This window comes from Pseudalkalibacillus sp. R45, from assembly GCF_052246725.1.
In the GTDB taxonomy this organism is placed as follows: Bacteria; Bacillota; Bacilli; order Bacillales; family Fictibacillaceae; genus Pseudalkalibacillus.
On record NZ_JBQQCL010000004.1, the window covers coordinates 26,598 to 45,242 of the forward strand.

Below are 18,645 nucleotides of genomic sequence, written 5' to 3' on the forward strand. Positions count from 1 at the left end.
ACCATCTCCTTTTCTTTAAAGATAAAAATGAAACGCTGTTGAATTATGCTGCCCAATTGTTGAAGAAGAATTTTTCATATTTTATTTTAGTTCTACATTTTTCAAACGAAAAAATAAAATTTTTTGGTCATATTTTGGTCAAGTATAAATTTTGAAGCAAATAATTAATTTGACCAAAATAGAAAAACCCTCAACACCAATGGTGTCAAGGGCTTATCAATTTAGTATAGTTGGATATATTGTTCGCGTTCCCAAGGGTGGACTTGTGTGCGGAACATATCCCATTCGATTTCTTTCAGTTCAATGAAGTGTTCTGTTGCGTGAGCACCGAGAGCAGCTTTCATGACTTCGCTCTTTCTGAACTTTTCTAATGCGTCACTCAATGTTGCAGGTAAGTCACGAATACCCGCTTCTTCACGCTCTTCCTTATCCATAGCATAGATGTTACGATCTACTGGAGTAGGTGCTTCCATCTTGTTCTTGATTCCGTCAAGTCCTGCTGCAAGCATAGCCGCCATTGCAAGATATGGGTTAGCAGCCGGGTCGACACTACGGACCTCGATACGGGTACTTACGCCTCTAGAAGCCGGAATACGGACCAACGGACTACGGTTCTGCATGGACCATGCAACATAACAAGGTGCTTCATAACCAGGTACAAGACGCTTATAAGAGTTGACCGTCGGGTTCGTAACTGCCGTGAAGGCTTCAGCATGCTTCACGATTCCTGATAGGAATTGCATCGCAGTCTCACTTAATTGTGTTTGGCTATTCGGGTCAAAGAATGCATTATCCTTCCCTTTGAACAGAGACATGTTGGCATGCATTCCAGATCCGTTTACACCAAATAATGGTTTCGGCATGAACGTCGCATGCAATCCGTGTTTACGAGCGATTGTCTTAACGACAAGTTTGAATGTTTGGATGTTGTCACAAGTTGTAACTGCATCTGCATATTTGAAATCAATTTCGTGCTGTCCAGGAGCAACTTCGTGGTGAGAAGCTTCAATTTCAAAGCCCATGTCTTCAAGTTCGAGCACGATATCACGACGGCAATTTTCACCAAGGTCTGTAGGGGCTAAGTCGAAATAACCGCCTTTATCATTCAATTCAAGAGTAGGTTCGCCTTTTTCATCATTTTTGAACAAGAAGAATTCTGGCTCAGGTCCAATATTGAAATCAGTGAAGCCTAACTCTTCCATTTCTTTAAGTATACGCTTCAAGTTAGCACGTGGATCTCCTTCGAATGGTGTTCCATCTGGGTTATAGATATCACAGATCAAACGTGCAACCTTTCCTTTTTCAGATGTCCAAGGGAAAACGACGAATGTATCTAAATCAGGATAGAGGTACATATCAGATTCTTCGATACGGACAAATCCTTCGATAGATGAACCGTCGAACATCATTTTGTTATCAAGTGCTTTTTCCAACTGACTAGTAGGAATCTCCACGTTTTTGATGATACCAAGTAGATCTGTAAATTGTAGTCGGACGAATCTTACGTTTTCTTCTTTCACCATTTTAAAAATTTGGTCCTTCGTATACTTCGAGCTCATTTTGTTTCCTCCCTATTTGATTTAAAAACTTCATTATTACCTGTAAATGATAATTGATTCAATTGAAGAATCGTGATAACTCTCCCTGAATCAATGAGGTCTTCCCATAACGACCTGCTTGATAGAGTTCTTTTTTCAAATGCTTGTGGAGATCCGCTTCGGATGGTTCTTTTTTATAGTAAGGAGGCATTCGATTTATACCCTTCTCTTTCATTTCAAAGACCTCTCGAATTCCAGCTAAATTGACTCCACGTTCAAGAAGAGACTTGATTTCGAGCAACCGGTCTACATCGTTGAAGGAGAACATCCTTCGATTTCCTTCTGAACGAGCTGGCGTTATCAACTTGTTTTCTTCATAATAACGGATTTGCCGTGCTGATAACTCCGTCAGTTGCATCACAATCCCCATGGGAAATAAGGGCATGTTCCTTCTCACTTGATCTCCCATATCGCGCCTCCTCTCTTTTGAATTACTTATAGTATATGCAATGTTAGGTTTTATGTCAATAAAATGTTAGAAAACCTTACATTTCTTTTTTTACATAAGAAAAAAGAGAGTGAAACACACTCCCTTTAGATACTTCCCTATTCTTTTATTGTTAAACCAAATTCTTTCAATTCATGGACAGCGGACATTATCGCTAATTTGACGTGTGAATATGTCAGTCCGCCCTGTACATATGCTTCAAAAGGAGGGCGTATTGGTCCATCAGCCGATAATTCGATACTTGCCCCCTGGACGAATGTTCCTGCAGCCATAATCACGTCGTCTTCATAACCAGGCATATAGCTTGGATGTGGCACGACATGGGCATTGACCGGAGATGCCTTTTGGATCGCCTGACAAAAACGAATCATGAAATCCGCATCATGGAATTTCACCGATTGGACGAGATCCGTCCGCTCACTGTCCCATCGCGGTGAAGTATCGAATCCTAATTCCTCTAAATAGGCTGCCGTAAAAACAGCACCTTTCAATGATTGACTTACAACATGCGGAGCGAGAAAAAATCCTTGATACATGTCCAATAAGGTATCCAAAGAGGCTCCCGCTTCTCTTCCTAGACCAGGGGATGTCAATCGATACGCACATAGATCAATCAAATCTTCACGTCCAGCGAGGTATCCCCCGATTTTTGCAAGACCGCCACCCGGGTTCTTAATGAGAGAACCCGCGATCAGATCTGCTCCAACTTCTGTCGGTTCTTCCGTTTCTACAAACTCCCCATAGCAGTTGTCGACAAATACGATGACACCCGGTTTGATGCTTTTAACGAATTCAACCATCTCTTTGATTTGTTTGATCGTGAAGGAAGAACGATCCGAATAGCCTTTGGAACGTTGAATTCCGATCATTTTTGTTTGACTATGGATTTTCTTCTTGACCGTATCGTAATCAATTCCTCCATCTGAGAGAAGATCAATTGCCTGATAAGTAATATCAAACTCTTTCAATGAACCTTTACCATCACCACGTATCCCGACGATTTCCTCAAGAGTATCATACGGTTTTCCCGTGATATACAGAAGTTCATTCTTCGGACGCAGAACTCCTGAAAGAGCAACGGAGATCGCATGTGTACCAGAAATAATATGCGGGCGGACGATTGCTGCTTCTGCACCGAACACCTCTGCATAGACCTTCTCAAGCACATCCCGCCCAGTATCATCGTATCCATAACCTGTAGAAGGAGTGAAATGAAAGTCGCTCACCTGCTGGTTGCGAAAAGCTGATAAAACTTTTTGTTGATTGAACGCTTCAACAGCGTCGATCCTCTCATGAACAGGCCAGATTTTTTCTTCTATCTTCTTTGAAAGCTCTACTAATTGTGGATCTTGATTTAAAAAATTCATTCGGTTTCTTTATCTCCTAGTTGTTCAATGATTGGATTCTATCATGGATAGGGAGTGTCGGGTGCACATAGCCTTCACAAACGTACTTACTAAGCTCTTCGTCCCATTCCCTCTTTTCAAGAATCGTCAGTCGTTGCAGATCGCTTAATAATTTGCCATCATCAGAAGCTACGTTGACTTTATAAGCTTCCATCGATGTTTTGATCTCTGTTTCGATCGTATTGAGCATCCGTCGCTGATCCTCTTTCCTGAATGCAGATACGGAAAGCGCCTGGTAATTCGGAAGCGGTTCGTGGTGGCGATCGACTTTATTATAGACTGTTAATACGGGGATCTTCTCGGCTCCTAATTCTTTCAAGAGAGACATGACCGTATCTTGATGCTTGTCCCGGTTAGGGTCTGAGGCATCCACCATATGCATGATCAGATCTGCCTCGGTCACCTCTTCCAGGGTTGAGCGGAAAGCAGCGACAAGTCCGGTAGGAAGATCCTGAATGAACCCGACCGTATCTGTCAAAAGCGTTATCATACCTGCTGGAAGCTTTAATTTTCGTGTCATCGGATCGAGCGTTGCGAACAACAGATCTTCCTGATATGAATCTGCATCCGTCAACGCATTGAACCAGGTCGATTTCCCTGCATTCGTATAACCGACAAGAGCGATTTGGAAGACTTGGTTCGCTTTCCGTCTTTCCCGGTATCGCTGTCTATGGGAAGCGACAGTTTTCAACTGGTTCTTGATATCTGTGATCCTGTTCCTGATGTGTCGGCGGTCTGTTTCGAGCTTCGTTTCCCCAGGACCTCGAGTACCGATTCCGCCACCTAGCCGTGATAGTTGAACGCCTTGTCCAGACAAACGGGGCAAAAGGTACTCCAATTGGGCAAGCTCCACCTGCAGCTTACCTTCACGTGATTTTGCCCGTTGTGCGAAAATATCAAGGATCAATTGTGTACGGTCGATCACTTTTATGTCCAGTGCTTCGCCTAAATTTCGGATTTGACTTGGTGTCAATTCATGGTTCACCACAACCAAATCAACCTCGATTTCCTCGAGAAGCATTCGGACTTCCTCTACCTTTCCTTTTCCGATCAAGGTCGCTGGATGGAAACGTTCCCGCTTCTGGGCAACTTCCATAACCGGTTCACCTTGCGCAGTCTGTACCAGGGCAGCCAATTCATTCATCGAAGATTCAAAAAGGGTGTCATTCTTATCCTGTAATTGACACCCTATTAATAACGTCCGTTCTTTTATGTTGGATGGTGTTGCCAATCTATTCCCCTGCCTTTATCGGGTTGACTCTATTCATTATTATAAAAAGCAGTTACTTGAGCCAATGCCTCTTCATCTTAAATCCTGCATACATCTTATCAGATTCAGGGGGTTTCTGCTAGATGGAGGTCCCTCTCAGTGATCAATACCAGGCAATCTCTGTCCTCTTTCCCTTCCTTCAACAATCGCATCGACTGTTTCCGCATTGATTTTTCAAGCAGGTTCCGGATGTATCTCCCGTTTGAAAACGTACTCCCTTCCTTGGAACGCACTTGCTGCAGATGGATTTTCAGTTTTCTTTCAGCATCATAAGATAATTTATATTCCCTTTCCTTGATCATCCGCTTCGCGATATCCATCAGTTGATCAACTGTATAATCCGGGAAGCTGACGACGACGGGGAAACGTGATGGCAGACCCGGATTCAGAGTAAGGAAATTTTCCATCTCTTTTGAATAACCAGCAAGTATCAGGATGAATTCATTTTGCTGATCCTCCATCGCTTTTACAAGTGTATCAATCGCTTCTTTACCGAAGTCCTTTTCGCCGCCACGTGCAAGGGAGTATGCTTCATCAACGAATAAGACACCGCCAAGTGCTTTTTTTACAAGTTCCCTTGTTTTCTGAGCGGTGTGACCAATGTACTCTCCAACTAAATCCGCGCGCTCGGCTTCGATCAGATGCCCTTTTGATAAAACATTCATATCATGAAACAGCTTTCCGATCATCCGTGCGACAGTTGTTTTCCCGGTTCCGGGATTTCCCTTGAACATCATGTGGAGCACTTGTTTGTTCGTTTTCAAATTCGCAGACTCTCTGCATTTATTTATATATAACCATGCATAGATTTCATTGATTAATTCCTTTAATTCCTCCATTCCCACTAACGTTCCTAATTCTTTTTGGATTTTCTTCAGAGGCGCATGCTTCTCACGCTCTTTCGAATCCAAAAGCCAATCTTCTTTTGTTGCAGATGAAGGAGAGCCCGAGTTCAGGACCACGTTGATCTGGCTTTTTGAATTTCGAGTTATCGCTTGTTGCAAGAACCTTCACCTCACTTTCAGATTCTTGGATATTATACGCCTAGATCACCAAAGTGTGACAAATGCCTATATCGCGTTTTTTACAGATATAGCCTCATCCCAAAATCGATGGTACCTTAGTATTGTTTTCTGGAATTATGAAGTGAATTTCTAGAATAAACCGTAAAGAAAACTTGGCAAAGCCAAGCCTTTGGCGCACGCTGAGCCTTAGTTGCGCTTATACTGAAGAAAGTATTTTTATACTTTCTTCAAGTGTAAAAAAACGGGCTGTCCAAAAGAAAAGAGTCAGACACCTCTCAAACATAACACTCAAAATGTTGTTAAGTTCGGAGAGACTATGACACTTTTTGGATAGCCCCGTTCATCCCTTATAGATGAGCACGTCTTGCGAAGTCGACGAATCTGAATTTATCTAATCGGTGCCTTGATTCCGTATATTGAAAGATGCTCGTATCTTCCAAGTAGACGTAGTTCTTGACCACAACGATATGGGTTTGTCCTTCAAGATCCAGCAATTCGACATCTTCTTGTTCAACTTCTTCGACGGTAATTTCTTTTTTTGCAAAGCTGATTGACAACCCTAATTCACCTTCAAGGTATTCATAGATTGAATTTTCGCCAACTTCTTTCGTAAGTGTCGGCACCTTTTCCTGGAGAAGGTAATCTTTATCCAAAATGATCCGTTCACCATCAATTTCTCTCGTCCGGATCAGTTTCCAAACCTTTTCCCCTGACTTTACATTTAAATGATGCTGGATCTCCTCATCCGGTTGGCACAGGGAAAGTTCATGGACTTGTGTCGTAACCTTTTTGCCAACCTTCTGAAATACTTCTTTAAAACTGACGAGTCCGGACACTGGGAAATTCAATTTATCAAGGGGGAGTACAATCGATCCTTTCCCTCTCACCTTCTGGATATAGCCATTTTGAGCTAATAGATGCAGCGCTTTACGAGCCGTTTCCCGCGATGTATCGTACAACTCCGTCAATTCATGCTCTGATGGAAGCTTCGATTTAGGACGATATGTGTTATTTTGGATTTTTTCTAGAAGATCTTGATAGATCGATAGAAATTTATTATTTTGCATCTTTCATCACCACTACTAGTTTAGCATGACTTCTCAAAGTAAAAAACGACAGATTCGTATGGCCGAAGTTTTATGTGCTTATAATTTTCATGTGAATCAGAGTAATTTGATAACAATACCTTCGAGTCGAATCCGCTTAGATCAATTTCTGCGGGCAGTCTGAACTCGGCATCTTTTCTATAGAAATTATTGACGACTAGTAGTTTCTCATCCTTCGAATTCCTTATATAAGCAAAAATATCCGGGTCATCTTCAAGAATCAACTGGTAGTCACCTGTTGTAATGATGTCAAATCCCTTCCTAAGTTCAATCAATCTTTTATAATGGTAAAAAACTGAACCCCTGTCATTCAGCGCATTTTCTGCGTTGATTTTTTTATAATTGGAAGCTACATCGATCCATGGCTCTGCTGAGGAGAATCCTGCATGTTCCTCTGCATTCCATTGCACTGGTGTCCGGGAATTATCCCTGGATTTCTGCTTTAAAATATTTAAGATTTCTTGCTCGGACTTCCCTTGTTTTTTCATAGAGTCAAAAGCATTGAGCGACTCTACATCCCTGTAGGATTCAATTTCATCGAATCCAGGATTGGTCATCCCTATTTCTTCCCCCTGGTAGATGTACGGTGTCCCTTGCATCATATGAATGGTGGTAGCAAGCATTTTCGCTGATTCAGTCCTGTATTGACCTTCATCACCGAAGCGGGACACGATGCGGGGCTGGTCGTGGTTACACCAAAACAATGCATTCCAGCCCCCACCTTCGAACATTTCCTTCTGCCATTTGGAGAGAATCCTCTTCAACTGGAGAAAATCAAAATCCGCTTCCGCCCATTTTTCCCCGTTCGGATAATCGACCTTCAAATGATGGAAGTTGAAGGTCATGTTCAATTCCTTCCGATCTGGATTCGTATATTTGATGCAGTGATCCACGGTGGTTGAGGACATTTCACCAACCGTCATGACATCATATTCAGAGAGGACGTTTTCATTCATCTCATTCAAATATTCATGGGCTTTAGGCCCATCCGTATAAAACTTCCTTCCGTCTCCCGGAGGGACGCTGCCGTCATCATCCAGGAAGCGTTGATCTTTGGAAATGAGGTTGATGACATCTAGTCTGAAACCGTCGATTCCTTTTTCAAACCAGTAATGCATCATCTCATATACTTCCCGACGAAGCTCTTCATTCTCCCAGTTCAAATCGGCTTGTGTAACATCAAAAAGGTGCAAGTAATATTCTCCTGATTTCGAGTCTAACTCCCAGGCCGAACCTCCAAACTTAGATCGCCAATTGGTCGGCGGTTCATTCTCCTTGCCTTTTTTCCATATATAATAGTTCCGGTATTTGCTATCCGGCTCTGCAAGGGCTTGTTGAAACCATGCATGCTCAGTTGAGGTATGGTTAACCACGAGATCCATGATCACTTTGATGTCCCGGTCATGCGCTTCATTCAGCAAACGTTCAAAATCCTCCATAGTGCCATATTCTTCATAGATCTTATAATAATGACGGATATCATAACCATTGTCCTTTTGCGGGGAATCGTAAACCGGCGTGAGCCAGATGACATCGATCCCCAGTGTTTTCAAATAATCCAGTTTTTCGATAATGCCCGGGATATCCCCAACTCCATTACCTGTCGTATCATTAAAGCTTCTCGGATAAATTTGATAAACAACCGATTTTTTCCACCATTCTATATTCATAGACGCCTTCCTTCCATTAGGTGTATAAAAGAATGAAAGGGAGGAGCTTATTCTTAATGCTCCATCCCTGGCAGATTATTGCTTTTAAATTTCCCGTATAGGTATGTGAGGATAAACGGTAGAACTAGGACGATTCCCATTCCTATGAAGAATGCCCCCCATTAACCTTCAGCGATGGATAAGAAACCTGGAATTCCTCCAACACCGATCGAGTTCGCCTTTACACCATTCAGCATGAGGATCAATCCGGCAATTGCGGAGCTGACCATTGCTGCGATGAATGGGTATTTGAAACGGATGTTAACCCCGAACATCGCTGGTTCAGTGATACCAAGATACGCAGAAACTGCGGAAGTCATAGATAAACCTTTCAACTTCTCATCCTGAGACACGTACATCATCGCTAGTGCTGCCGAACCTTGAGCGATATTCGATAACGCAAGCATCGGCCAGAGGAATGTCCCGCCGGTAGCTGAGATCAACTGCAAATCTACCGCGAGGAACGTATGGTGCATTCCTGTGATGACAAGCAATGAATAGAATCCACCGTAAATGATTCCGCCTAAAGCAGCAAAATTATCGAAAATACTCACAAAACCATCTGTAATCAGGTTTCCAAGTGCAAACGTGATCGGGCCGATAGCAATGAATGCTAAGAATCCAGTGATCAACAGTGTAACCGGCGCAACGATCAGCAATTTGAAAGCATCTGGAATCTTGGAGTTCAAGAAACGTTCAATTCGAGCAAGAACATAAGCTGCGACTAACACCGGGAGTACTTGTCCCTGATAACCTACCTTCTCGACATCCATTCCGAACAGATTCCATTTTGGTATTTTCCCGCCTTCTTCAAGAACCTTTCCATAATCCCATGCATTTAACAGATCAGGATGGACAAGCATCAAACCAAGTACGATCCCTAAAAGCGGGCTCCCTCCAAAACGCTTGACTGCAGACCAACCAATCAGTCCGGGCAAGAACACGAATGCGGTGTTTGCAATGAGGTTGATGATATTCGCCAGGTCTCCCCACTGAGGATGAACATCAATTACTGATTTCCCATCATAAAAAATTCCTGGTCCAGTCAAAATGTTATTAAGTCCCATCAACAATCCGGCTGTTACGATAGCAGGAAGAATCGGTATGAAAATATCCGCAAGTACTTTCACCGCTTTTTGCAGTGGATTCATCCTTTCTGCAGCGGCACTTTTCACCTCATCTTTGGACGCTTCTCCGATACCTGTGATTTCAACCATTTTTTTGTATACTTCATCCACTGTTCCTTGTCCGATGACAACCTGGAATTGCCCGTTTGTCGAGAATGATCCTTTTACCAGGTCAATCCCATTCAACTTGTCATGATCAACTTTCTCCTCGTCATTCAAGACCAATCTTAGACGTGTAACACAATGTGTTGCGGTGTGGATATTCTCCTTCCCCCCGAGGGCGGCCACAATCTCTTCTACTACTTCACGACTAACACTCATGTTGTCCTCCTCCTCATACGAAAACGATTACAAGTGATTGAAATAAAGAAAACTTGAACTTCGCCAAGACTTTGCGCAGGCTGAGCCTTAGTTACCTTTATATTGAAGAAAATAGTTATACTTTTCTTTAAATATAAAGAAAGGCTTTACACTTCAATATCTTTTCCAATTTTTATAAACCGCTTTCATTATCTTGTATATACATGTTCGATAACAAGTTTATACTTGTATATACAGGATTGTCAACGGAGAAATTTTTGGAAAATTCGAACCTGGAGTTTTTGAATATTTTCAAAATGTTCATGGCTAAGTAACGCCATAAGAATTCACACCATCTTGGACAGGATTTTTCCCTTTTGGCTGTTTCTAAAAGGTTGTTTTTGCTTTTAAGTTATTTTAAAAAATCACCTTGTGCAAGTTGATTGGAGAGCAAGGTGCGAGACTCCTGAGGGATCAGCGTGCCGCAAGGCATGCGACGAGGAAGCTCGCTTCGACAGGACTTTCTTGTAGACGCAGGAGCACAAATGCTTCCTTGATAAGGAGACTCCTGAGGTCGCAAGGCGACGAGTGGGCTCACCGCACGCCCCGCGGAAAGCGAGCATCCTGGAGCGGAAATCAACGACTTTTAAAGAAAACTTGGCGAGACCATGCCTTTTGTAGGTCGAGCCTTAGTTGCCCTTATACTGAAGAAAGTATTTTATACTTTCTTTAAGTGCAAGAGCAACAAAGTTTGCGAAAACAGCCTGTTACAAAAAAATAACCCTCAACATGAGAGTTATCTTGGCGTATTCGGTAAATGATTGATGCGTTCCCTGTCCAAATCCATTTTAGAAGGATTCGATTCATGGATTTCTCGTTCAGGCGCTGGAATCTGACTCATCATGGCCACAAGTTCATTATAAATCCCTTTATGAAATCCACGTTTGTTAATCTCTTTCCCCCATTCATTCATTTTTTTCAAATGCTGAGGGTCTGTTGTTACAACTGCGTTCGCTCCCTGACTAATATCATCCAGTCGGGAATAGATTTCATTAACAACAGCATTTTGATCTACTCCCTTTTCCAATTTGGCTCCCACCACGGAATACATCCCTGTAACGATTGCATCTGCTTTATCAACTCCATCTACTTGTTCAGTCATCTTCACTAGTTCCTCTGCTTGAGCACTTTCACTGGCACGTTCTTTTACTTGAGGACTATTCTGGAGTGTACTTCCTTTTTGGCTAATTCTTGTTTTTCCTGGATTCGAATAGTTTTCTTCCCATGCCTGGTCAAGCGCTTCATCACCATTATTACAAGCGGCTAGAATATTGACAGCCAACAAGATAACAATAACCTTCTTAAACATCCAAACCACCTCACGCTATTTTAATATGTAGCGTTTGAAGTTTATGTGGCTGTTATACATACAAGCAGAAAAACCATGATATAATTAAAGAAAACTGACAAAGCCAAGCGTTAGCGAAGGCTTAGCCATAGTTGCACTTATACTGAAGAAACTGATTACACTTTCTTTAAGTGCGAGAAAATGGCGAATAAAGGTGGTGCTGATAAAAAATCATGTCAAATCAGGAAACACCTCAAACTGCGATCGATTTTGTCTTAGACCTTGAAAAGAGAGGCAGACAAGCTTCTACCGTTAAAAGATACAAGTATGATCTCGAGGATTATTTAGCGTGGATCCGAGTTAATGAGCTTTCATACAACGACAGTAAGATTTTTACGCCCTTGTTTGTACAATCCTATTTCGATTTTCTGATCAATGAACGCTCTTATTCGTATCGAACACTGAAACGGGTTTACAGTGTATTGAATCAATTTCATCGTTTCCTTATTTCTAAAAAGATCATAGGAGAAAACCCTGTTTCCTCAATTGAATTACATAATGATGGGGAAGAACGGTTTACGGACGATATGTTCATTACGGAGGTTGAACAGGGAAGAATAGTTGAGATCATTCCATCTGAACAAGGGTTAACAGAAAATCAATTGAAAGCCCACAATCTGTTATCGAAGCGGAATCTGTCCATCCTCACCCTCATGATCAAACACGGTATGACGTTACATGAGGTCAGTGCGATTGATACACGTCACATCTCCTTTATTCAAAAAGAATTGTTGATCCCGAATACCGAACAGACGGCGAAACGGAAAATCAAATTCGATCAAGAGGAAAACGAAATCCTGTTTGATTACTTTCAATCAATTCCAGAGTCAGTTCGACCTGGACAATTCAGTTCTGATCCCTTTTTTGTTGCCTTTGATTTCCAGCGGTTGACCTATAGGTGGAGTTATGAGGAAGATCGTCCGAAACGACTTACTGAAATCGCGATCCAGAAAATGATTCGCCAGGAAATCCAAAGGGCAGGACTCCGCAAAGGAATATCCGCACAACATTTCAGAAGGACGGCGATTCTTAAAGCCATTCTTAACGGGGATGATACGGAACAGATCCAAAACCATTTCGGAATGAAGACGCCACTTACCTTGAATCGCTATCTGGATTACGTTGAACATCTCTCCCAACCCACATCGTTAAAGTAAACTTGATAAAGCAAAGTCTTTGACGTAGGCTGAGCCATTCGTTCCTCGAAAAAGCAATTGCTTTTCCTTCGTGCGTGCACTTATACTAAAGAAAGTATTTCATACTTTCTTTAAGTGGAACATACGAAAGCCCCGGTCAAGGTATAGTACCAATTTCCGGGGCTTTTATATTTGTTTAATTGGATGACATCCATCCACCATTGATTTAGCCGTTCTGGTTATTGTTTTCAGAAGAAAAATCAACCGGACGCTGTGGTGTGAATGTCGAAATGGCATGCTTATAAATGAGTTGCTGCTTGCCATCTGATTCTAATACGACAGTAAAATTATCAAACCCTTTAACCAGCCCTTTAAGCTGGAAACCATTCAATAGGTAAACCGTAACGAAAACATTTTCTTTTCTCAAGGTGTTCAGGAATTGGTCTTGAATATTAATGGATTGCTTCATGTGTATAGGCCTCCTCAATAAACGTTCATACACTAATTCGATTCAGGATTGAGCTTTCCTGCCACAAAACGCAAAATTGATGGAATTTTTTCATTTATTGAACCATTTGTCACATCGAACCATTCTACTTCCATCTGGTGTCGGAACCAGGTCAATTGCCTTTTCGCATATCTTCTCGAGTTCCGTTTCAAGGTCGTAACCGCTTCTTCCAAACTGCATTGCCCTTCGAAATAAGCATAAAGCTCTTTATATCCGATCCCCAGAACAGCCTGGGAGTTCCGAACTCCTGACTCGTAAAGGGATTGAACTTCCTCTAACAAACCTTCTTCCATCATGAGATCCACTCTCAGGTTGATCCGCTCATACAGCCGTTCTCGATCCATGGTCAATCCGATCGTGATGAGGTTGTAGGGTGATTCCTCTTCAGATTGGTTGGTAGGTGATTCCAGACTGCCGCTTGTATGATGGATTTCCAACGCTCTGATGACCCGACGGACATTGTTCGGATGGATTTGAGAAGCACGTTTTTCATCCAGCTGTTTCAACTGTTCATGAAGCGCTTCAACCCCATTTTCTTGAGCATACGCTTCCAGCTTTTCACGGTATTCCGGATCAGCTGCTACATCCGTGAATTCATATCCATGCGTGATAGCTCGGATATAGAGACCGGTACCGCCTACCATTACAGGCAGTTTTCCTTTATCATGTAATTCTTTGATTTTGCGTTGCGCATCATTCTGGAAATCCGCAGCCGAATAATCCTCGTCCGGGATCCGAATATCAAAGAGGTGATGGGGGATCCCTTCTTTTTCATCTTCTTTGATTTTGGCGGTTCCGATATCTAAACCTTTATAAACTTGCATTGAATCACTGTTGATGATTTCACCATCGAATGCTTTTGCGATTTCAATACTCGTTTTCGTCTTACCGACCGCTGTCGGACCCACAATTACAACTAATGCTGGTTTCATCCAACTACCTCCACGTTTGCTACATGACTCTTTTGAACATTTTTTCCATTTCATAAGTCGTAAATTTGATGAGGATCGGTCTCCCATGCGGACAGGTAAAAGGATCACCAGCTTTCCGTAAAGTATCGACCAATGCAGTCATCTCATCATTTCTCAAGTGATGATTCGCTTTGATTGAGCCTTTACAAGACATCATGATTGCTGCGTCTTCACGCAACTTTTTCAGATTCGTCTTCTTATCTGCTATAACCTGATCGATGATTTCCTGGATCGTTTCCTGCTCTTCTCCGCTCGGGAACCATTGCGGATGGGAGCGGACAATGAATGTATTCCCTCCAAAGGGTTCCAAAAAGATACCGATCGAAGCGAGTTCATCCTTGTGCGTTTCGATCACTTGTGCTTCCGTATGAGTGAATTCAAACGTCAAGGGGACTAACAGCTCCTGTACCTCATGTTCAAACTCCCCAACTTTTTCACGGTAAAATTCATACTTGATCCGTTCTTGCGCTGCATGTTGATCGATGATATACATTCCTTGCTCATTTTGCGCGACAATGTAGGTCCCGTGTACTTGTCCGACGGGATACATGGGTGGAATACGGGATGGTTCCGCGTTCTCAGGTCTGTTTACTTCTATCGTTCCTTCATTTTGTTGGCCTGGTTGATCGATTGGCGGCTGGTACTCAAACCGTTTTTCTGAAAAAAGCGGTTTTTCATCCGGAGTGACAATGTCTTCGATTTTCGGTTCTTCAACTTGAGAGACATGATTTTTGTTTACACTTACTGATTTATCTTCAAATTCGATATCCGGTTTTTTCTCAACATTCGGTGTTGTATATGAGTCAAACTCAAAGCTGGGTTGTTCTGATTTCGAGTTTGGACTCGATTGTCTTTTCGGGTTTGCAGCTGAAGGGATCAATTCGGTTTGTCGTAACACTTCTGCAACACCATCTTCTATCGCCTTCGTCAGTTCCTGTTCTTTACTGAACCGAGCTTCCAGTTTCCCTGGATGGACGTTGACATCGACTAAAATCGGATCCAACTCGATGGAGAGGATCACGATCGGCTGCCTTCCAATCGGCAACAATGTGTGGTAAGCACGCTCAATCGCTTTGTAAATCGCAAAATTTTTAATGTACCGACCATTTATAAACAACGATACATATTGACGAGATGCACGCGTAATTTCAGGTTTGACCGCATACCCGCTGATCGTATAATCAAGCGTCTTGTTTTCAACTCGCAACATCTTTTTCGCCACAGACATCCCATAAATGGCAGCGATAACTTGCAGAAGATCACCATTGCCTGGCGTTCTCAACACAGTCTTCCCGTTATGTTTCAGATGGAATGCGACATTTGGATGTGCCATCGCCTGGCGGTTGATGACATCCGTAATATTTCCTAATTCAGTATGGACCGTTTTCAAATGCTTTAACCGGGCAGGTGTATTATGGAACAATTGTGTAACCTCGATCGATGTCCCTTTCCTGCTGTCGGATTTCTTCTGGTCGATCACCTTTCCGAAGTGGATCGAAAGCTCGTCACCTGCCCCTTGCCCAGTGCTCGTTTTTACATATACCTTTGATACAGAGGCGATACTCGGTAATGCTTCCCCTCTGAAACCGAGCGTCCGGATATGGAACAAATCATTTTCATGCTTGATTTTACTTGTTGCATGCCTTTGAAAAGCCTTCAATAAATCATCACTTTCGATGCCATCGCCATTATCGACGATTTCGATCTTTGAAAGCCCTCCTTCTTCGACTTCGATATCAACACGAGTACTGTTTGCATCGATCGAGTTTTCCACCAGCTCTTTAACAATCGAGGCAGGGCGTTCGACGACTTCCCCAGCCGCGATTTTATTTGATAACAGATCGTCTAATTGTTGGATTTTGCCCATTTCGTCCCCTCCTGCTTCTCCTGTTTAATCGACATTTGAAGTTCATAGAGAGCATTCATCGCTTCAAGAGGCGTCATCGTCAGCAGTTCCATATCTTTTATTTTTTCTAGCGCAGGATGACGTTCATCTTGTTTTTGTTTCGTATGTTTTGATTGATTAAAAGGTTCAAAAAAGGAAAGCTGTCCTTGATCCTCTTTTACTGGAACATCATGGTCACTTTTTACAGTTTTCGTCGATTCAAAGTCTGAAAGCAACTCATTCGCCCGCTTGATCAATTCAACCGGAAGATGTGCAAGTTCAGCAACGTGGATACCGTAACTACGATCCGCTTTGCCATCTTCAACTCTGTGTAAAAAGACTACTTTCCCATTCTCTTCAATCGCTTTGACATGAATATTATGCAATCGCTCTAGATGTCCTTCAAGCACCGTCAGCTCATGATAGTGTGTCGAGAATAACGTCTTCGCTCCAATGTTTTCATGGATATATTCAATGATTGATTGCGCAAGTGACATGCCGTCGTAGGTTGAAGTCCCACGACCGATTTCATCGAGCAGCAATAGGCTGCGCTCGGTCGCATGTGTCAAAGCGTACTGTGTCTCCATCATTTCAACCATGAAAGTACTCTGACCACCTGCGAGATCATCTGCCGCACCGATCCGTGTGAAAATCTGATCGAAAAGCGGTAGTGTGGCGCTTTCTGCAGGAACAAAACAACCGACTTGTAAAAGGACTGAAGAAAGCGCCACTTGCCTCATATACGTACTTTTACCAGCCATATTCGGACCTGTAATCAATAGTACTTCACGTTCATGATTCATACGGACATCGTTTGATACATAATCCTGGCGATCCATCATTTGTTCGACAACCGGATGGCGTCCGGCTTCGATATTGATCGTCCCATCTTCTGAAATCTTCGGTTTGCAATATTGCCCATCCTCACTCACAACAGCGAATGATTGAAGGACATCGATTTCACTGATCTGTTTGGCAAGGATCTGTAACTGCGGAATGAATGCTTTCACTTCTTCTCGGATTTTGATGAACAGTTCGTACTCAAGCTCAATCGACTTTTCTTCTGCTTCGAGGATGATGTCCTCTTTCTCCTTCAGCTCCGGGGTGATGAATCGCTCGGCATTTGCCAGTGTCTGTTTTCGTTCATAACGATCCTCATCAATCAGATGAAGGTTGCTCTTCGTCACTTCGATATAATAACCGAATACACGGTTATATCTGATTTTCAATGATCGGATTCCGGTTTTTTCACGTTCCTTTTGTTCAAGAGAAGCGATCCAGGCTTTCCCATTCACACTAGCGTCACGGTACTCATCGAGATCTTCATGGTAGCCGTTCTGTATGATGTTCCCTTCTTTTATCGAAATCGGTGCATCCTCATGAATCGCTTGTTCCAACAACTCTGCCAGTTCGACACAAGGGTCCATGTTTTCCGAGCGATCAGCTAATCCTGGATGATCCATATCAAGCAATGTGTCTTTTAAGGATGGTACTTTCTGCAAGGATTTCTTCAGCTGGATAAGATCCCTCGCATTAACATTTCCATACGCGACTTTTCCAGCCAGGCGCTCTAGATCATAAACTTCCGTCAGTTGTTCACGAACCTGCTCCCGGTTGAAAAATTGCTTCATGAACGTTTCAACGATCGATAGTCGTTCTTCAATCGCCTTCCGATCAAGCAATGGATGTTCAATCCATTGCTTCAGCATACGCCCGCCCATCGCAGTCACGGTCTTATCCAACAGCCAGAGCAAAGACCCCTTTTTCTGTTTCTGACGAAGTGTTTCCACTAGTTCAAGGTTACGTTTGGAATTTGGATCGATTTTCATATAAGCAGTCGTCTCGACATATTGATACTCTTGCATATGATCAAGTGAACGTTTTTGGGTCCGAACAAGATAAGCGATCAGCTGACTGGCAGTCTGTCGCAGTTTGTCAGATTCCAATTTCATTAGAATACTATGTAATGGCTCTGGTATATCTTTGTCATCCTCAAATGAAACTGTGAATTGATAGACGTCTTGTAATCGTTTCAATTGTTCCTCTGGTAGATTAGATGGGACGATGACTTCTTTCGCTGAAATAGATTGGAGTTCCAGACAAACTGCTTTCCAGTCCTCCTGATAGAATTTTACAAAATTCTGGCCGGTCGACAAGTCGCTTGTTGCCATCCCGAAACCATCTTCAAAAGGTGTTACTGAAGCGATGAAGTTGTTCGCTTTTTCATCCAATAATGCACCTTCCATTACCGTTCCCGGCGTTATGACCTGGACCACGTCCCTTTTCACAACACCTTTTGCTTCTTTCGGATCTTCCACTTGTTCACAAATCGCAACTTTAAAACCTTTTTCAATCAGCTGAGCGATGTAATTCTGGGATGAATGGTGAGGAACACCGCACATCGGTATTCTATTCCCTTTTCCGCCATCGCGGCTTGTCAGTGTTATTTCAAGTTCTTGGGATGCTCTGAGTGCATCATCAAAGAACAGTTCATAAAAGTCTCCTAATCGAAAAAATAAAAAGGCATCTTCATATTTTGCCTTAATTGATAAATATTGCTGGATCATTGGAGTGTATTCAGCCATTTTAGCCCTCCGTCTTACTTATTTTCTACACCCCATTATAGCATAATTCGACTTTTTGATTCGTTGGATGAAATGAAATCTTAAGATAAAAACCCTTTGAAGTGGCATAGTACAAAGGTCTGATTTTATCCTGACGTTGTCGAAAAACGTAAAATGTTGATAA

General features: G+C 42.5%; 14 protein-coding genes and 1 pseudogene. 1 reads left to right on the forward strand and 14 read right to left on the reverse strand.

All coding sequences use genetic code 11. From position 1 onward, the window contains the following. Nucleotides 1-221: 221 nt before the first annotated feature. The 10 genes and pseudogenes from glnA to ACTWQL_RS09465 form a co-directional block, all read right to left on the reverse strand. The gene (gene glnA, locus ACTWQL_RS09420; protein WP_443142204.1) at nt 222-1,559 is read right to left on the reverse strand and encodes a type I glutamate--ammonia ligase; all 1,338 of its coding nucleotides are present in this window, start codon (nt 1,557-1,559) and stop codon (nt 222-224) included. A gap of 58 nt (nt 1,560-1,617) precedes the next feature. Continuing rightward, nucleotides 1,618-2,007 carry a MerR family transcriptional regulator gene (locus ACTWQL_RS09425; RefSeq protein WP_443142205.1) on the reverse strand — a complete coding sequence of 130 codons (390 nt, stop codon included), beginning with the start codon at nt 2,005-2,007 and terminating at the stop codon, nt 1,618-1,620. A gap of 137 nt (nt 2,008-2,144) precedes the next feature. Then, nucleotides 2,145-3,413, reverse strand: a complete 1,269-nt coding sequence (locus tag ACTWQL_RS09430) for a methionine gamma-lyase family protein (protein ID WP_443142206.1) — start codon at nt 3,411-3,413, stop codon at nt 2,145-2,147. 16 nt (nt 3,414-3,429) lie between these two features. Beyond that, a complete protein-coding gene (gene hflX / locus ACTWQL_RS09435) occupies nt 3,430-4,683 on the reverse strand; it encodes a GTPase HflX (protein WP_443142207.1) in 1,254 nt (417 codons plus the stop codon). Nucleotides 4,684-4,787: 104 nt separating this feature from the next. Beyond that, on the reverse strand, nt 4,788-5,726 hold the full coding sequence (gene spoVK / locus ACTWQL_RS09440; RefSeq protein WP_443142208.1) for a stage V sporulation protein K: 939 nt from the start codon (nt 5,724-5,726) through the stop codon (nt 4,788-4,790). 368 nt (nt 5,727-6,094) lie between these two features. Continuing rightward, complete coding sequence (gene treR, locus ACTWQL_RS09445; RefSeq protein WP_443142209.1) at nt 6,095-6,814, reverse strand: trehalose operon repressor; 720 nt, start codon at nt 6,812-6,814, stop codon at nt 6,095-6,097. Between the two features lie 20 nt (nt 6,815-6,834). Beyond that, on the reverse strand, nt 6,835-8,523 hold the full coding sequence (gene treC, locus ACTWQL_RS09450) for an alpha,alpha-phosphotrehalase (protein WP_443142210.1): 1,689 nt from the start codon (nt 8,521-8,523) through the stop codon (nt 6,835-6,837). A gap of 53 nt (nt 8,524-8,576) precedes the next feature. Further along, nucleotides 8,577-10,010, reverse strand: a pseudogene (treP, locus tag ACTWQL_RS09455) (PTS system trehalose-specific EIIBC component). A gap of 391 nt (nt 10,011-10,401) precedes the next feature. Continuing rightward, entirely contained in the window at nt 10,402-10,569 is a 168-nt protein-coding gene (locus ACTWQL_RS09460) for a hypothetical protein (protein ID WP_443142211.1), read from the reverse strand. A 216-nt stretch (nt 10,570-10,785) separates the two neighbouring features. Continuing rightward, nucleotides 10,786-11,358 carry a YhcN/YlaJ family sporulation lipoprotein gene (locus ACTWQL_RS09465; RefSeq protein ID WP_443142212.1) on the reverse strand — a complete coding sequence of 191 codons (573 nt, stop codon included), beginning with the start codon at nt 11,356-11,358 and terminating at the stop codon, nt 10,786-10,788. A gap of 212 nt (nt 11,359-11,570) precedes the next feature. Between ACTWQL_RS09465 and ACTWQL_RS09470 the strand changes: the two genes are divergently transcribed. Further along, nucleotides 11,571-12,554 carry a tyrosine-type recombinase/integrase gene (locus ACTWQL_RS09470; protein ID WP_443142213.1) on the forward strand — a complete coding sequence of 328 codons (984 nt, stop codon included), beginning with the start codon at nt 11,571-11,573 and terminating at the stop codon, nt 12,552-12,554. A 205-nt stretch (nt 12,555-12,759) separates the two neighbouring features. On the opposite strand, the gene hfq is transcribed toward ACTWQL_RS09470, so the two are convergent. Genes hfq through mutS form a run of 4 tightly spaced genes read right to left on the reverse strand, consistent with a single transcriptional unit; the run spans nt 12,760 to nt 18,482 of the window. After that, complete coding sequence (gene hfq, locus ACTWQL_RS09475) at nt 12,760-13,002, reverse strand: RNA chaperone Hfq (RefSeq protein WP_221564517.1); 243 nt, start codon at nt 13,000-13,002, stop codon at nt 12,760-12,762. Between the two features lie 32 nt (nt 13,003-13,034). Then, nucleotides 13,035-13,973 (reverse strand): tRNA (adenosine(37)-N6)-dimethylallyltransferase MiaA, encoded by a 939-nt coding sequence (miaA, locus tag ACTWQL_RS09480; protein ID WP_443142214.1) that lies wholly within the window; start codon nt 13,971-13,973, stop codon nt 13,035-13,037. A 19-nt stretch (nt 13,974-13,992) separates the two neighbouring features. Continuing rightward, nucleotides 13,993-15,879 (reverse strand): DNA mismatch repair endonuclease MutL, encoded by a 1,887-nt coding sequence (gene mutL, locus ACTWQL_RS09485; RefSeq protein ID WP_443142215.1) that lies wholly within the window; start codon nt 15,877-15,879, stop codon nt 13,993-13,995. Continuing rightward, nucleotides 15,858-18,482, reverse strand: a complete 2,625-nt coding sequence (gene mutS, locus ACTWQL_RS09490) for a DNA mismatch repair protein MutS (protein WP_443142216.1) — start codon at nt 18,480-18,482, stop codon at nt 15,858-15,860. The genes mutL and mutS overlap by 22 nt, the downstream gene beginning before the upstream one ends. Between the last annotated feature and the right edge of the window lie 163 nt (nt 18,483-18,645).

What these genes read in the sequence shown, in the direction of transcription:
- ACTWQL_RS09425 (WP_443142205.1), bottom strand. Translation starts at nt 2,007, where the DNA reads ATGGGAGATCAAGTGAGAAGGAACATGCCCTTATTTCCCATGGGGATT.
- glnA (WP_443142204.1), bottom strand. Translation starts at nt 1,559, where the DNA reads ATGAGCTCGAAGTATACGAAGGACCAAATTTTTAAAATGGTGAAAGAA.
- miaA (WP_443142214.1), bottom strand. Translation starts at nt 13,973, where the DNA reads ATGAAACCAGCATTAGTTGTAATTGTGGGTCCGACAGCGGTCGGTAAG.
- hfq (WP_221564517.1), bottom strand. Translation starts at nt 13,002, where the DNA reads ATGAAGCAATCCATTAATATTCAAGACCAATTCCTGAACACCTTGAGA.
- ACTWQL_RS09465 (WP_443142212.1), bottom strand. Translation starts at nt 11,358, where the DNA reads ATGTTTAAGAAGGTTATTGTTATCTTGTTGGCTGTCAATATTCTAGCC.
- treR (WP_443142209.1), bottom strand. Translation starts at nt 6,814, where the DNA reads ATGCAAAATAATAAATTTCTATCGATCTATCAAGATCTTCTAGAAAAA.
- ACTWQL_RS09470 (WP_443142213.1), top strand. Translation starts at nt 11,571, where the DNA reads ATGTCAAATCAGGAAACACCTCAAACTGCGATCGATTTTGTCTTAGAC.
- ACTWQL_RS09430 (WP_443142206.1), bottom strand. Translation starts at nt 3,413, where the DNA reads ATGAATTTTTTAAATCAAGATCCACAATTAGTAGAGCTTTCAAAGAAG.
- treC (WP_443142210.1), bottom strand. Translation starts at nt 8,523, where the DNA reads ATGAATATAGAATGGTGGAAAAAATCGGTTGTTTATCAAATTTATCCG.
- mutL (WP_443142215.1), bottom strand. Translation starts at nt 15,879, where the DNA reads ATGGGCAAAATCCAACAATTAGACGATCTGTTATCAAATAAAATCGCG.
- mutS (WP_443142216.1), bottom strand. Translation starts at nt 18,482, where the DNA reads ATGGCTGAATACACTCCAATGATCCAGCAATATTTATCAATTAAGGCA.